The organism is Aestuariivirga sp., assembly GCF_047602625.1.
GTDB lineage: Bacteria > Pseudomonadota > Alphaproteobacteria > Rhizobiales > Aestuariivirgaceae > Aestuariivirga.
On record NZ_JASGGV010000002.1, the window covers coordinates 536,838 to 549,995 of the forward strand.

15 protein-coding genes are annotated in these 13,158 nt (G+C 63.0%); 7 read left to right on the plus strand and 8 right to left on the minus strand.

Annotated features, from left to right (window positions below):
* Positions 1 to 4: 4 nt before the first annotated feature.
* Positions 5 to 358, minus strand: a complete 354-nt coding sequence (locus tag QM694_RS07570; RefSeq protein WP_415006336.1) for a hypothetical protein — start codon at positions 356 to 358, stop codon at positions 5 to 7.
* Between the two features lie 139 nt (positions 359 to 497).
* On the opposite strand from QM694_RS07570, the gene QM694_RS07575 reads away from it, so the two are divergent.
* Entirely contained in the window at positions 498 to 1,232 is a 735-nt protein-coding gene (locus QM694_RS07575; protein WP_415006337.1) for a polysaccharide deacetylase family protein, read from the plus strand.
* Between the two features lie 31 nt (positions 1,233 to 1,263).
* Here QM694_RS07575 and QM694_RS07580 read toward each other — a convergent pair whose 3' ends face one another.
* Positions 1,264 to 2,784, minus strand: a complete 1,521-nt coding sequence (locus QM694_RS07580) for an FAD-dependent monooxygenase (protein WP_415006338.1) — start codon at positions 2,782 to 2,784, stop codon at positions 1,264 to 1,266.
* 52 nt (positions 2,785 to 2,836) lie between these two features.
* A complete protein-coding gene (locus tag QM694_RS07585; RefSeq protein WP_415008587.1) occupies positions 2,837 to 3,808 on the minus strand; it encodes an NAD(P)H-quinone oxidoreductase in 972 nt (323 codons plus the stop codon).
* A gap of 94 nt (positions 3,809 to 3,902) precedes the next feature.
* Between QM694_RS07585 and QM694_RS07590 the strand changes: the two genes are divergently transcribed.
* Positions 3,903 to 4,091 carry a DUF1192 family protein gene (locus tag QM694_RS07590; RefSeq protein ID WP_415006339.1) on the plus strand — a complete coding sequence of 63 codons (189 nt, stop codon included), beginning with the start codon at positions 3,903 to 3,905 and terminating at the stop codon, positions 4,089 to 4,091.
* Positions 4,092 to 4,376: 285 nt separating this feature from the next.
* Positions 4,377 to 4,898 (plus strand): DUF1465 family protein, encoded by a 522-nt coding sequence (locus QM694_RS07595; protein WP_415006340.1) that lies wholly within the window; start codon positions 4,377 to 4,379, stop codon positions 4,896 to 4,898.
* On the opposite strand, the gene arsB is transcribed toward QM694_RS07595, so the two are convergent.
* Genes arsB through QM694_RS07610 form a run of 3 tightly spaced genes read right to left on the minus strand, consistent with a single transcriptional unit; the run spans position 4,879 to position 7,117 of the window.
* Positions 4,879 to 5,916 (minus strand): ACR3 family arsenite efflux transporter, encoded by a 1,038-nt coding sequence (gene arsB / locus QM694_RS07600; RefSeq protein ID WP_415006341.1) that lies wholly within the window; start codon positions 5,914 to 5,916, stop codon positions 4,879 to 4,881. The two genes, QM694_RS07595 and arsB, sit on opposite strands and share 20 nt — an antisense overlap.
* Before the next feature lie 3 nt (positions 5,917 to 5,919).
* Positions 5,920 to 6,762 carry an arsenic resistance N-acetyltransferase ArsN2 gene (gene arsN2 / locus QM694_RS07605; protein WP_415006342.1) on the minus strand — a complete coding sequence of 281 codons (843 nt, stop codon included), beginning with the start codon at positions 6,760 to 6,762 and terminating at the stop codon, positions 5,920 to 5,922.
* The gene (locus QM694_RS07610) at positions 6,749 to 7,117 is read right to left on the minus strand and encodes an ArsR/SmtB family transcription factor (RefSeq protein ID WP_415006343.1); all 369 of its coding nucleotides are present in this window, start codon (positions 7,115 to 7,117) and stop codon (positions 6,749 to 6,751) included. Before QM694_RS07610 ends, arsN2 begins: the two co-directional genes overlap by 14 nt.
* Before the next feature lie 48 nt (positions 7,118 to 7,165).
* Here QM694_RS07610 and QM694_RS07615 point away from each other — a divergent pair, with 48 nt between their 5' ends.
* Complete coding sequence (locus tag QM694_RS07615; protein ID WP_415006344.1) at positions 7,166 to 7,717, plus strand: DUF6428 family protein; 552 nt, start codon at positions 7,166 to 7,168, stop codon at positions 7,715 to 7,717.
* A 356-nt stretch (positions 7,718 to 8,073) separates the two neighbouring features.
* Positions 8,074 to 9,444, plus strand: coding sequence for a magnesium transporter (gene mgtE, locus QM694_RS07620; protein ID WP_415006345.1), 1,371 nt, complete (start codon positions 8,074 to 8,076; stop codon positions 9,442 to 9,444).
* A gap of 57 nt (positions 9,445 to 9,501) precedes the next feature.
* On the opposite strand, the gene rpmE is transcribed toward mgtE, so the two are convergent.
* Positions 9,502 to 9,723: a 50S ribosomal protein L31 gene (rpmE, locus tag QM694_RS07625; RefSeq protein WP_415006346.1), complete on the minus strand. Its 222-nt coding sequence runs from the start codon at positions 9,721 to 9,723 to the stop codon at positions 9,502 to 9,504.
* A 108-nt stretch (positions 9,724 to 9,831) separates the two neighbouring features.
* Here rpmE and QM694_RS07630 point away from each other — a divergent pair, with 108 nt between their 5' ends.
* Together QM694_RS07630 and QM694_RS07635 are read left to right on the plus strand one after the other, a co-directional pair.
* Positions 9,832 to 11,628: an ABC transporter transmembrane domain-containing protein gene (locus tag QM694_RS07630; protein WP_415006347.1), complete on the plus strand. Its 1,797-nt coding sequence runs from the start codon at positions 9,832 to 9,834 to the stop codon at positions 11,626 to 11,628.
* 51 nt (positions 11,629 to 11,679) lie between these two features.
* The gene (locus QM694_RS07635; RefSeq protein ID WP_415006348.1) at positions 11,680 to 11,961 is read left to right on the plus strand and encodes a hypothetical protein; all 282 of its coding nucleotides are present in this window, start codon (positions 11,680 to 11,682) and stop codon (positions 11,959 to 11,961) included.
* A gap of 165 nt (positions 11,962 to 12,126) precedes the next feature.
* On the opposite strand, the gene QM694_RS07640 is transcribed toward QM694_RS07635, so the two are convergent.
* Entirely contained in the window at positions 12,127 to 13,158 is a 1,032-nt protein-coding gene (locus tag QM694_RS07640; RefSeq protein ID WP_415006349.1) for a peptidoglycan -binding protein, read from the minus strand.

Below are 13,158 nucleotides of genomic sequence, written 5' to 3' on the forward strand. Positions count from 1 at the left end.
AACGTCAGCCGGAATTTGAGTCTTCAATGCCGCGCGGATGGATCAATTGCTCCGCATACACCTGAAACTCAGAAACTTCGTCCAATGATTTAATATCCCAAGGTTTTTCTGTGTTGATCCGGGCGGTGCGCCGTCCCGATTCGTCATGTCCCCAACTGATAACCTCGCAGGCGATGAATGCGGGTTGAGGAAAGGCTCCGTCGGGATCGATCGGTGCCGTTGTCACCACGGCGACCTTTTCGACGAATATCCATTCACGGCCAAACCTGTCGCTCAATCGGCACTCGACCACGCCGGGAAAATGATCATCAACCCAGCGGGTGATGTTACAGCGGCAATGCCAATGATCGTGTGTCATACAGAAAAAATTCTCAGGGTGTGTGGGCCAAGCCGCGCGATCATATAGCGACACACAGAACGGCTTCCAGCAGCTTCAATCCCAATTCCACCGCAATTGGGGTATGAGTGCGCCCAGTCACGTGCCGGATTCTCTCACCATGCGCCTCTCCCTCGCCTGCCTCGCCGCCCTGTTCGCCATCTCCTCCGCTCACGCCTCGGCGTTCATCGAGCCGAAGCTCACCATTCCGCCGGGCACGCATCATGGCCCCCGCGTGGCGCTGACCTTCGATGCCTGCACGGGCCAGGCGGATGAGCGCATTCTCTCAACCCTGATCAGCAACCGCGTACCCGCCACCATCTTCGTGACGGCGCGCTGGCTGGCGAAAAACCCCGCCGCCATCGCCGAACTGAAGGCGCATCCCGACCTCTTCGAGATCGAGAACCATGGCGCGAAGCACCTGCCTGCAATCGATGTTCCGGCCAAGGTCTATGGCATCGCCACGGCGGGATCCCCAGAGGCGCTGCGCGCCGAGATCAGCGGCGGCGCTTCGGCGGTGGAAAAAACGTTTGGCGTGAAGCCGCGCTGGTATCGCGGCGCCACGGGGCTTTATAATTCGTCCGCGCTGGCGCTGATCCAGTCCATGGGCTACCGCACCGCCGGCTATTCGGTGATCGGCGACGGCGGCGCGGCCTTTAGCACCGCCGTGACTGAGAAACACATCGCCGCCGCCAAGGACGGCGACGTGATCATCGCCCATGTGAACCAGCCCAAGCGCCCTGCAGGCGCGGGAGTCGTGCAAGGCATCCTCGCCCTCAAGGCCAGGGGCTTCCGCTTCGTGAAACTGGATGACGCGCTGGGAGCGGAACCACCGGCGCCGGTGCTGACGCATTAGTGATCCTTCTCCCGCAAGGGGAGAAGGAAGTCTAGGAAAACGACATCCCCCTGCTCTGCGTATAGTGTTCCAGCGCCCGGGCGCGGGGTTCGGCTGAGGCGAAGGCCACGTAGCTGTCGGGGCGGATGAGATAGAGGGCGTTGCGGGCGAGGCCTGCCTTGCCGTGGGCCTTCGTCCACGTGAAGGCGTAAAGCGGAACGCCCCGGGCGCTGCACCAGTCCACGACATCCTCATGCGCCGCGCCGTAGACATGCGCCTGCCAGCCGATGACCGACAGCGGCGCATAATTGTCGCAGCTTCGCGTGGGGACCCACGGCAGGCGGTCGCCGCCCCTCACCTCACCCGCCAATCCCTCGCTGACGGCGCTGCCGTGATAGCTGATCATCGTCTGCGAAATGATGCGGAACATGAACTCCCGCACGGTCTCGGCGCGGTAGGCGAAGGGCATGAAGAGCGGGGCGATCCGTGTGCGGACGAAATCGGCGAAGGATCCTTCCGCCGTGACGAAGCTGAACACCCGGTCGGTGGTGTGAACGAGCTTTTCCGCAAACGCCTTGCGCTCCGCCTCGTAGCTGTCGAGAAGCGCATCGGGCGCGCGCGCCTTCAGCACGGCGGCGAGCTTCCACGCCAGGTTGATGGCGTCGCCGATGCCGGTGTTCATGCCCTGCCCGCCCGCCGGGCTGTGCACATGCGCGGCATCGCCCAGTAGAAAAGCGCGGCCCATGCGGTAATGATCGGTGACGCGGTGATGCACGCGGTAGGTTGAGAACCACTTGACCGACTTTACCTGAACGCCAAGCCCGTCAATGGCGCGGTGCGAGACATCCTCGAAGGTGAGTTTGCCCGCGGCATCATCGTGATCCTCGTTGACGGTGCCGATGAGGCGCACATTGCCGTGGTCATTATAGGCCATGACGGCAAGAAAGTCCGAGGTGTCGAGCGCGATATGCACCTCGCCATCCGCCGATGGCCCGGCGATCTCGGTATCGGCGACATAGAAAATCTTGCTGTAGGTGTCGCCGGGAAAGCCCGAGCCCAGCAAATGCCGGACTGCCGAGCGCGCGCCATCGCAGCCCGCGAGATAAGAAGCTTCGGCGACTGTCTCCTGCCCGCGCGCATCGCGGAGGCGCGCTTCGATGTGATCGCCCTTGTCTGTGAAGCCCGTGAGTTCGGTGTTGCGCTCCACCATGACGCCCAGTGATGCGAGTTTTTCAACCAGCAGCCGCTCATGCACGTCCTGCGGATAGGCGAGGAGGAAGGGATAGGGCGTCAAGTCCTTGCCCGCATCGCTCAACGGCACATGGGCCTGCCGCTTGCCCTTGACCCACAGATTGACGGCGGGCGTCTTGTGCCCGGCCGCGACAACCGCTTCGGCCAGATCAAGCTGGCGGTAGAGTTCGAGCGTGCGCGCCTGCACCGCCATGGCCCGCGACGCCGTGCCCGGCCCCGGAGCCTTGTCGATGATGCGGATCTTGACACCCTGCTTCACCAGCCAGAGCGCCAGCACGAGGCCCGTGGGGCCTGCTCCCGCAATCAGGACATCGTCACGCATGGTGGGACTCCCTGAATTTTCGCTTTCTCCCCTGCGGGAGAAGGAAGACTTCTTACACCTTCAGCACCACCTTGCCGATATGCTCGCTCTGCTCCAGCAGCGCGTGTGCGTCACAGGCTTTGGCGAGGGGGAAGGTGCGGAAGATCTTGGGCCTGATCTGTCCGCCGGCGAACAGCGGCCACACTGTGTCTTCCAGCGCGCGGGCGATCTCGGCCTTCTCGGCAACGCTCCGTGGGCGGAGCGTCGAGCCGGTGAGATAGAGCCGCTTGAGCATGAGGGGCATGAGATCGATGTCGATCTTCGAGCCCTTCTGGAAAGCGATCTGCACGATACGCGCATTCATTGCCGCCACGCGGAAATTGCGCGCCACATAGTCTCCGCCCACCATGTCGAGGATGACATGGGCTTCGAGCTTGGCCTCCTTCATCACCGCCACGAAATCCTGCGTGCGGTAGTTGATGGCGAGATCGGCGCCGAGATCGCGGCAGGCCTGGCACTTCTCGTCCGACCCGGCGGTGACAACAACCGTGCTGCCCAGCGCCTTGGCCAGCATGATGGCGGTGGTGCCGATGCCGCTGGAGCCGCCGTGCACCAGAAGCGTCTGACCCTCCTGCAAGCCGCCGCGGTCAAACACATTGGTCCAGACGGTGAAGAAGGTTTCGGGGATCGCCGCCGCCTCCTCGAAGGAAAAGCCCGGCGGGATGGGGAGCGCGTTGTCTTCATGCACAACCGCATATTCGGCATAGCCCCCGCCCTGCACCAGCGCACAGACGCGATCGCCGGTCTCGTACCGCTGGACACCGGTCCCCAGTGCCGCCACCTCGCCCGCGATCTCAAGACCGGGAGTCAGGGGAGCACCCGGCGGCGGCGGGTAAAGCCCCTGCCGCTGCATGAGATCGGGCCGGTTCACGCCTGCCGCCTTTACCTTGACGAGGATTTCACCCTGCCCCGGCACTGGCACGGCCATGCGGGCGGGCACCAGCACCTCCGGCCCCCCGGCTGCGGTGATGGCGATTGCGGTCATCTCTCCCATGGCATTCTCCGTTTTGGGCGCAGAATGGGTTGCGGAAGGAGCGGCCGCAATGACAAACTGCACCCGCAAAACGCGGAGCACCCCCATGGACCCCGATGACCTGCCCCAAAAAACGACACGTTCCGTTATGGTTGGCGAGCCGCTGGAGAACCATTCGGTTGCCGAACTGGAACAGCGGCTTGAGGTTTTGGACTCCGAGATCGCCCGGGTTAAGGCCGTTCTTGCGGCAAAACGGGCCAGCAAGAGCGCCGCTGACGTATTTTTCCGCAGTTAAGACCTATGGCGTTAACTTTTAGGTAAGTATTCTCGGTTACCGTGTTAACTGTAATCCAGACCTTCTGGGTTCTCCGAGTGGCTCCTGTCCACTCTGTTTGACGCCTCCCTGTTTGAACTTAAAGCCGCGCCCCGTTGCGCGGCTTTTTTTGCTTTGGCCCCGCTCTTGCTACCAAGATTGCTGTGCATGACTGCGGGGAAGTCATTGACCGGAAATGGGCCACGTCTCATCATCCGGCTATCGGGTCCGCGCAATTTAAGGTAAGACAGTAGAGGGTTGTTAAGTATGTCCGGAACCGAAGCCTTGGCCTCCACCGTCGATTTCCTGCAGCGCTTCACCGCGTCCGAACAGTTCGAGAAAGTGTTCAAGGAAGGCATGGGGCTGGTCGAGGAGACGGCCAATTACCTCGATGGCCCCGGCCGCCAGGATGCCCGCGCCCTCGACCGCCACGGCGCCGTGGCCTATGCCACCGAAAGCATGCGGCTGACGACCAGGCTCATGCAGCTTGCCTCCTGGCTGCTGCTCCAGCGCGCCATCGGCGCCGGTGAATTGAGCCATGAGGATGCCCGCAAGGAAAAGCACCGAATCAGCCTCTCCGACATCGGCCGCGGCAATCCGCTGCAGGGCGGCAACCAGTTGCCGGAAGACCTGCTCAAGCTCATCGAACGCTCCCTCAAGCTCCACACCCGCGTCCAGAAGCTGGACGTGATGCTGAACGTGCAGGCCAAGGCCTTGAGCCCCGCCGCGAGCCCCATCAGCCAGCACCTCGACCGCATCGCCACCGAGTTCAAGGCGGCGCGGGCGTAGCGGATTCGTACCAGGCTTTCGACCGGTTCACGATCCATACAATCGACAGCATCACCGGCACTTCAATCAGGACGCCGACAACGGTGGCAAGTGCTGCGCCAGAGTGAAAGCCGAACAGGCTGATCGCCGCGGCAACGGCAAGCTCAAAAAAGTTCGACGCGCCTATCAGCGCCGAGGGGCCCGCGACACAATGCTGTTCGCCGGAAAGCCGGTTGAGCAGATAGGCGGCGCCCGCGTTGAAATAAACCTGAATGAGGATCGGTACCGCCAGCAACGCGATAACGAGCGGCTGTGCGATGATCTGTTCACCCTGAAAGCCGAACAGCAGGACAAGCGTTGCCAGCAGTGCCACGAGCGACACGCGCCCCAGTTTCTCCAGAAGCGCTGCGAGAGCTGCCGGGCCGCCTTTGGAAAGGGCCCAACGGCGGACGATCTGCGCGGCGATCACCGGGACCACGATATAGAGGACAACCGAAAGCGCCAGCGTTTCCCACGGCACGGTGATGGCGGACAGTCCGAGAAGTAGACCGACAATTGGCGCGAAAGCCACGATCATGATGACATCGTTGAGCGCCACCTGGCTCAAGGTGAAATGCGGCTCACCCTTTGTGAGATTGGACCACACGAACACCATCGCCGTGCAGGGCGCGGCAGCGAGAATAATGAGGCCCGCGATATAGCCGTCGATCTGATCCGGCGGCAGGAGAGCGCGAAACAGCCAGCCAATGAAAAACCATCCGAGCAGCGCCATAGAGAACGGCTTAATGGCCCAATTGACCAAGAGCGTCACGCCAATTCCCCGCCAGTGACGGCCCACTTCTCCAAGGGCCGCGAAATCGATCCTGAGCAACATGGGCACGATCATAAGCCAAATCATCACGGCCACCACGAGGTTCACCCGCGCGATCTCAAGAGACGCAACAGCCTGAAAAAGGCCGGGCATCGCATGGCCAAGCGCAATGCCAGCGGCAATGCAAAGGAGCACCCACAGAGTCAGATATCGTTCAAAAATGGACATGAATCAGAACTCGATTTTGCGCGCCATGAGCACGGCGGACGCGGGGCACAGGGCGGCGGCTTGCCGCGTTTCACGAATAGCGGGCGGAGCCATATCCCGGGCGAGCGGCCGGAAACCCGCGTGTTCAAAGAACCGCACGGCGGATTGGGTGAGGAGATAGGCCCGGTGCGCGCCCGCCTTCAAGGTGCGGAACAGCAGAAGCGGCAGGATGTTGCGCCCGATTCCCGATTTGCGGTGCCGGGGCATGACGAGGATGGACCGGAGAAGAACATCGCTGCCGTGGAGCTCATATCCGCCATAGCCGAGAACTTCACCGTCCAGCGCGCGATAAAGAAAAAAGACTCTCCCCGGTTCCTGCAAATCGTCGACGGGCAGGCCCGCTTCCTCAAGCGCGGCGCGGAACGGTTCATGGCCGCCGGATATGGCAACATCCTCAAGAAACGGCGCGCCCTCCTCTTTCATCACGCGCTCTTTCGGGCGGACGGGCAGAAGATCAAGCACGGCGTCGGACGGACGGCAGAGTTGAGCGCCCACTGGGCCGGTTACGATGGGACGGTTGAGCAGAATGGGGTGGGATTCAATCGCATCGAGCAATTCGCTTTCCGTCACCGACGGATCATCCAGCCCCAACTCTTCATAAGGCGTTCCCTTTCTGCGCATGATGCCGCGCAAGGGCACGCCGATGCGTTCCGCAAGGCCCAGCACTGCACCGCGCGGCGGAGGCGTCTTGAGATACTCGACAACACGCGGCGCAGCGCCGGTGCTTCGGATCAGCGCCAGCGTGTTGCGCGAAGTACCGCAGCCGGGGTTATGGTAGATGGTGAGGCCAACGTCAGCATTTTGCATGGCGCATGCCTTTTCCGCCAGGCCCGCAACAAGAAATGGCCGCCAGCGCGGGCGCACAGACCTCCGGATGGCCCTGGCAGCAATCCCGCATCAAGAATGCGATGACATCCGAGAGCGCGGCATAATCAGCCGTGTAAAGAATGGACCGGCCAGTGCGACGCGACGCGATAAGCCCCGCCTGTTCAAGATGGCCAAGATGAAACGACATAAGGGACGAGGATGCACCATTCATTGCCTCGCCGATGGCGCCGGCCGCCAGGCCATCCGGCCCCGCCTGAACCAGAAGGCGCACAATCCGTAGCCGCGTCTCCTGCGCGAGAGCGGCAAACACGCCGAGGGCTTGCTTTTCGTCCATTCTTGCCTCAATATCTAAAGACTTATTGAGATAATGAGGTATCGCATCGTGTTTGAGACTGCAAGTCCTGTCTCAGTGGATTTTCGCGGCGGCGCGTCGGTGGCCGCGGTTCTTGACACGCTTGGCCATGATGGTGAGAGGCCATTGCTGATCGAGTATGCGGGAAGGACCATCCAGCCCGGCTATCACGTGACAGAAGTCAAAGCCGGATCGTTCGTTACCCTCGATTGCGGTGGCGCTCCTGATGGCTGGAACGAAACAGTCCTGCAGGTCGAGGATTTACCGCTCGAAGCATCCGGCCGCCCAATGACGGCGCGCCGGTTCAAAGCGATTTTGGCAAAGGCCGCCTCAATGCTTGAACTGGACATGGCATCGCGGATGACATTCGAGGTGGGTCGCCCGGATGAGGCGATGCGCATCTTCGATGTCCGTTCGGTCCGGGCCGAACCCACAGCAGTTTGGATATCACTCGCGCCACGCCCTGCGGTTTGCAAGCCAAGGCACCGCGAGGCATTGAATGTATCTTTAAACTGTTGCTCCGGGGAACCAAGCGCCGCGTCATGCAGCGCCTCCACCTCCAGTAGCTCGGCGCGATGCTGAACGTGCAGGCCAAGGGCTTGAGCCCCATCAGCCAGCACCTCGACCGCATCGCCGCCGAGTTCAAGGCGGCACGGGCGTAGGTCTTAACGGCCGGACGTGACCGCCCGCATTTGAATCGGGATTCTGCACCGGCGTTCACGATGAATTCGTCGTAAGCCCCGGCGAATTTGGTTGACCGGGCTCAGGTCCGGGGCCATTGCAGCAGGGGAAGGCATCATGGCCTTCGCATCACAGAGACCCCTCATGCCCAGCGACAGTAGCAGTCCCAGAACAATGCCGCCGCGGGCCATGGCCTGACAACCGGGACACCGGTTCACCGCCATCAGCCGCGACGGCTGATCATGCACAGGTGAACCATGGAAAACACTCTTCTTCATCCCGACGAGGCGCTGGCGCAGGCCGGCATCGCGTTTCCGGTCGATGAACGCCCGGCCGACATCGTCGAAACCCTGAACACGCTCCCGGCCGAAAAGGCCGCCGGAATCCTGGATGGCTTCACGGCCGAACGGGCAATCGAGGTGCTTGACCTGCCGGGGCTCGATGATGCGGCGGACATCGTCCAGCATCTTCCGCCCGCCAAGGCCGTGACGCTGCTGCAAGGCCTTTCGGCGGACCGGCTGACGGACATTTTTCACGATCTCGATGCTTCGGCACGCGACAGCCTGATCGACCGGCTGGACGCCGACACGCGCGACTCGCTGAACCGCCTTCTCTCCTATCCCGAGCAGAGCGCGGGCAGCATCATGACGGTTGAGTTCGTGAGCGTGCCGGGGAACTGGACAGTCGGGCAGACGCTGGATCACATCCGCAAGGTGGAGAGCACGCGGGAAACCGTCTATTCGATCTATGTTCTTCACCCCGTCCGCAAGACGCTGCAGCAGGCCGTGACGCTCCGCAGGCTGATCGCCGGCGATCCCGGGGCCCCGATCCTCAGTGTGGCGGCGCGGCGCACGCCTATCACCATCTCGCCGCTGGCCAGCCGCGAGGAGGCGGCGCGGCTCATTTCCAAATATGATCTGCTCGCCATTCCGGTGGTGAGCCGGTCCGGCCATGTGCTGGGCATCGTCACGGTGGACGACGTGATCGACGAGATCGTCAAATCCGGCACCGAGGACGCGCAGCGCTTCGGCGGCGTCGAGGCGCTCGAGGAGCCCTATCTGCGCACCGGCTTCGGCGAGATGATCCGCAAGCGCGCCGGCTGGCTGTCGGTGCTGTTCCTCAGCGAGATGCTGACCGCCAGCGCCATGCAGTATTTCGAGGCGGAGCTGGAAAAGGCGATCGTGCTGACGCTGTTCATTCCGCTCATCATGAGCTCGGGCGGCAATTCGGGATCGCAGGCGACATCGCTCCTGATCCGCGCCCTGGCGCTGGGCGAGGTGCAATTGCGCGACTGGTGGCGCGTGGCGCTGCGCGAACTTCCAACCGGCCTGATGCTGGGCGCCATATTGGGCGTGATCGGCATGTGCCGCATTTTCCTGTGGCAGCATCTCGGATTCTACGACTACGGCGAACACTGGATGCTGATCGCCCTGACGGTTGGGGCGGCGCTGGTGGGCATCGTCACCTTCGGCTCGATGGCGGGATCGATGCTGCCCTTCATCCTGCAGCGGCTGGGCTTCGACCCGGCCAGCGCCTCCGCCCCCTTCGTGGCCACGCTGGTGGACGTGACGGGGCTGGTGATCTACTTCGCCGTGGCCGCCGCGATCCTGACCGGCACGCTGCTGTGACACAAACAAAAAGCCCGGCCTCGGGGCCGGGCTTTTGCATCCGCCGGGGGATGAAACTTACTTCTTGAGGAAGCCGAACTTCTGATTGAACTTCGACACGCGGCCGCCGCGGTCGAGGAGGGTCTGCTGGCCGCCCGTCCACGCGGGATGGGTGCGCGGATCGATGTCGAGCGACAGCGTATCGCCGGACTTGCCATAGGTGGAGCGCGTCTGGAACTTGGTGCCGTCGGTCATGACCACATTGATCATGTGATAGTCGGGATGGATGCCGTTCTTCATCGTTAAACTCTTGTCATGGCGCGAAATGCCGCGCGGGTGGATCACGGGGTTGTCTGGGTTCGGCGGCGTCTATACAGGAAGGGTTCCGAGGAGGCAAGTAGCCAGCCCATGAGCAATTCCTACGAGGCGGAAGCCCGCCGCAGGCCCAAAAGCAGCAACCTGAGACCGCTGGCGGGCCTCCTGCCCTACCTCTTCCGCTACCGGGGCCGGGTGGTGCTGGCGACCATCGCATTGCTGGTTGCCGCAGGTGCCACGCTGGTCGTGCCGATCGCCGTGCGGCGCGTCATTGACAATGGTTTCAACGAGGCCAACGCCGCCCTCGTGAACCAGTATTTCTTCGCCATGCTGGCGGTGGTGGCGGCGCTTGCCGCAGGCTCGGCATTCCGCTTCTACTATGTGACATGGCTGGGCGAGCGGGTGGTGGCCGATGTGCGGAACGCCCTCTTCGCCCATTTGCTGAAACTCAGCCCCGGCTTCTATGAGACGCAGCGCACCGGTGAAGTGGTCTCGCGCCTCACCGCCGATACGACGCAGATCAAATCCGCCTTTTCCAGCACCGCCTCGATCCTGCTCAGGAACCTCGTGATGCTGATCGGCGCCGCGGCGCTGATGATCTATACCAGCCCCAAGCTGGCGGGGCTGTCGCTGCTGGCCATTCCGCTTGTCGTGCTGCCCTTGGTGACGGTGGGGCGGAAGGTGCGCGCCCTCTCGCGGCTCGCGCAGGACAAGCTCGCCTCCTCCGCCGCCTTCGCGCAGGAGCGGCTTTCCGCCATGCCCGCAGTCCAGGCCAATGTGCAGGAGGCCTATACCGAACACGCCTTCCGCGATGTGACGGAAGTGGCCTTCGATGCCGCCGCCAAACGCACCACCGCCCGCGCCATCATGACGGCGGCGATCATCTTCGCCGCCACCGGCGCCATCGTCTGCCTGCTCTGGTATGGCGCGCGCGAGGTGATGACGCAGGGCATGACGGCGGGCACGCTGAGCCAGTTCCTGATCTACGCCATCCTCGCCGCCAGCTCGCTGGGGCAACTTTCGGAGGTGTGGGGCGAAATCCAGCTTGCCGCAGGCGCCGCCGAACGCATTTCCGAACTGATGAACGAGACGCCGGAAATCGCCGCGCCCGCCGCACCCATCGCCCTTCCCTCGCCGCCCAGAGGCGAGGTGGCGCTGGCGGAGGTGAGCTTCACCTATCCCACGCGGCCCGATGCCCCGGCTTTGCACGGCTTGAGCTTTCAGGTGAAGCCCGGCGAGACGGTGGCCATCGTCGGCCCTTCGGGGGCGGGCAAGAGCACCGTCTTCACGCTGATCCAGCGCTTCTTCGACCCGCAGGCGGGCAGCGTGACGGTGGATGGCGTGGACATCCGCCAGGCCGATCCGCAGGTGGTGAGAAGCCGCATCGCCGTGGTGCCGCAGGAAACGGTGATCTTCTCGGGCTCCGTTCTGGACAATATCCGCTTCGGCAAGCCCGATGCGGCGGAGGCGCAGGTGCTGGCGGCGGCAAAAGCGGCGCGCGTCGATGAATTCGCCGGGAAGCTGCCCTCGGGCTATGGAACCGAAGTGGGCGAGCGCGGCGTGACGCTCTCGGGCGGCCAGCGCCAGCGGATCGCCATCGCCCGCGCCATTTTAAGGAATGCGCCGATCCTGCTGCTCGATGAAGCCACAAGCGCCCTTGACGCCGAGAGCGAGGCCTTCATCCAGGAGGCCATCGAAGGCCTGACCGCCAACCGCACCACGCTGGTGATCGCCCACCGGCTTGCGACCGTGCGCAACGCCGACCGCATTCTGGTGCTGGAGGACGGCAAGCTCGTGGCGCAGGGAACGCATGAGGCGCTGATGACCACCAGCCCACTCTATGCACGGCTGGCCAAGCTGCAATTTTCGGTGCCTCTCGGCCCAACTTGACCAAACGCCATAATCTGCCACTTTAGGCGGCAAGTCAGAGAGGACAGCAGAATGAGATTTACATCGATTGCAGTGGCGGCAAGCCTTGTGCTTGCTGGGTTGGTGATGGCACCGGCGGTTGAGGCTTCAGGCTCTTGCCCGGGCCAACCGCATGGCAAATGCCCGGTGAAGAAAAAAGTGTCCAAGAGCCGGAGCGATTTTACCCCTGCCCAGCGGGAAAAAATCCTCGCAGATGCACGCAAGATCTGCGTCAAGAAGTATGGCGCGACCTCGAATGTCTATCGCGTTGAATATGACAAGTGGCGGGTGATCTGCACGACGCCGGGCTATTGAGGTTGCCGCCTTCTCCCCGTGCGGGAGAAGGATGAGGGAAAAGCAAATTTACTTTGCAATCTCTATTTTTACTTGTCATTCCGGCGAACGCCGGAACCCAGGCTTTCAACCCGCAGGCCGCTGGCCAAGACTGGGCGCCGGCTTCCGCCGGGGTGACAGGTGGTTTCAGCGCTCCGTCAGCTTCAGCTCGATGCGGCGGTTGCGGGATTTGGCTTCTTCGGTGGAGCCGGGGTCGATGGGCTGGAACTCGCCGAAGCCCGCCGCCACCAGATGCTGCGGCTGGACGCCGTTGGCGATCAGAAACTTGACCACCGCGATGGCGCGCGCCGATGACAATTCCCAGTTCGACTTGAACTGCGCCGACTGCATGGGATCGGAATCGGTGTGGCCGTCGACGCGCATGACCCAGGCGATGTCGGGCGGGATTTCGGCCTCAAGCTGCTTCAGCGCATCCGCCAGTTTCAGCATTTCCGACTGGCCTTCGGGGTTGAGGTCAGCCTGGCCCTTGGGGAACAGCACTTCCGCCTGGAACACGAAGCGGTCGCCCACCACCAGAATGTCGGAGCGTTGGGCGAGGATCTGCCGCAGCCTGCCAAAGAATTCCGAGCGGTAGCGCGTGAGCTCCTGCACCTTTTGCGCCAGCGCCGAATTGAGGCGCTTGCCGAGATCGGCGATCTGCGCGTCGGACGCCGTGTTGCGCGCCTCGGAATCCGAGAGAAGCTGGTTGAGCTGCGCCAACTGCCGGCGCATGGCGGCGATCTGCTGGTTCAGCAATTCCACTTTCGCCAGCGCATCGCTGGAGAGCGATTTCTGCTTGTCGAGTTCGGTCTGCAGGCCCGTGATGGCGGTGCTGGCGGAGGTGCCTTTCAGCCCCGCCGCATCAAGCTCGGCGGAGAGGCTGGCGCTCTTGGCCTTTTCGGTGGCGAGATCGTCCTGAAGGGCTGAAAGCATCGAATCGGCATCGGCCTTGGCGCCCTTTTCCAGCGCCAGAAGCTGCGTGAGTTCGGCGATCTGCGAGCGGAGTTGGCCCAATGCCGAATCCTGACCCGAGATCTGCCGGGCCAACAGGAACTGCGCCACCATGAAGACAGACAAAAGAAAGGTGATGACCAGCAGCAGCTGGCCCATGGCATCGACGAAGCCCGGCCAATAGGGCGCTTCTTCGGCGCGGCGGCGGCGTGAGAGCGAGCCCGCCAT

Excerpts from the sequence above, each read along its gene's own strand:
- mgtE (WP_415006345.1), top strand. The coding sequence starts at position 8,074 with ATGGAAAACACTCTTCTTCATCCCGACGAGGCGCTGGCGCAGGCCGGC.
- arsN2 (WP_415006342.1), bottom strand. The coding sequence starts at position 6,762 with ATGCAAAATGCTGACGTTGGCCTCACCATCTACCATAACCCCGGCTGC.
- QM694_RS07580 (WP_415006338.1), bottom strand. The coding sequence starts at position 2,784 with ATGCGTGACGATGTCCTGATTGCGGGAGCAGGCCCCACGGGCCTCGTG.
- QM694_RS07610 (WP_415006343.1), bottom strand. The coding sequence starts at position 7,117 with ATGGACGAAAAGCAAGCCCTCGGCGTGTTTGCCGCTCTCGCGCAGGAG.
- QM694_RS07595 (WP_415006340.1), top strand. The coding sequence starts at position 4,377 with ATGTCCGGAACCGAAGCCTTGGCCTCCACCGTCGATTTCCTGCAGCGC.
- QM694_RS07630 (WP_415006347.1), top strand. The coding sequence starts at position 9,832 with ATGAGCAATTCCTACGAGGCGGAAGCCCGCCGCAGGCCCAAAAGCAGC.
- QM694_RS07590 (WP_415006339.1), top strand. The coding sequence starts at position 3,903 with ATGGACCCCGATGACCTGCCCCAAAAAACGACACGTTCCGTTATGGTT.
- rpmE (WP_415006346.1), bottom strand. The coding sequence starts at position 9,723 with ATGAAGAACGGCATCCATCCCGACTATCACATGATCAATGTGGTCATG.
- arsB (WP_415006341.1), bottom strand. The coding sequence starts at position 5,916 with ATGTCCATTTTTGAACGATATCTGACTCTGTGGGTGCTCCTTTGCATT.
- QM694_RS07640 (WP_415006349.1), bottom strand. The coding sequence starts at position 13,158 with ATGGCGGGCTCGCTCTCACGCCGCCGCCGCGCCGAAGAAGCGCCCTAT.
- QM694_RS07570 (WP_415006336.1), bottom strand. The coding sequence starts at position 358 with ATGACACACGATCATTGGCATTGCCGCTGTAACATCACCCGCTGGGTT.
- QM694_RS07585 (WP_415008587.1), bottom strand. The coding sequence starts at position 3,808 with ATGACCGCAATCGCCATCACCGCAGCCGGGGGGCCGGAGGTGCTGGTG.
- QM694_RS07575 (WP_415006337.1), top strand. The coding sequence starts at position 498 with ATGCGCCTCTCCCTCGCCTGCCTCGCCGCCCTGTTCGCCATCTCCTCC.
- QM694_RS07635 (WP_415006348.1), top strand. The coding sequence starts at position 11,680 with ATGAGATTTACATCGATTGCAGTGGCGGCAAGCCTTGTGCTTGCTGGG.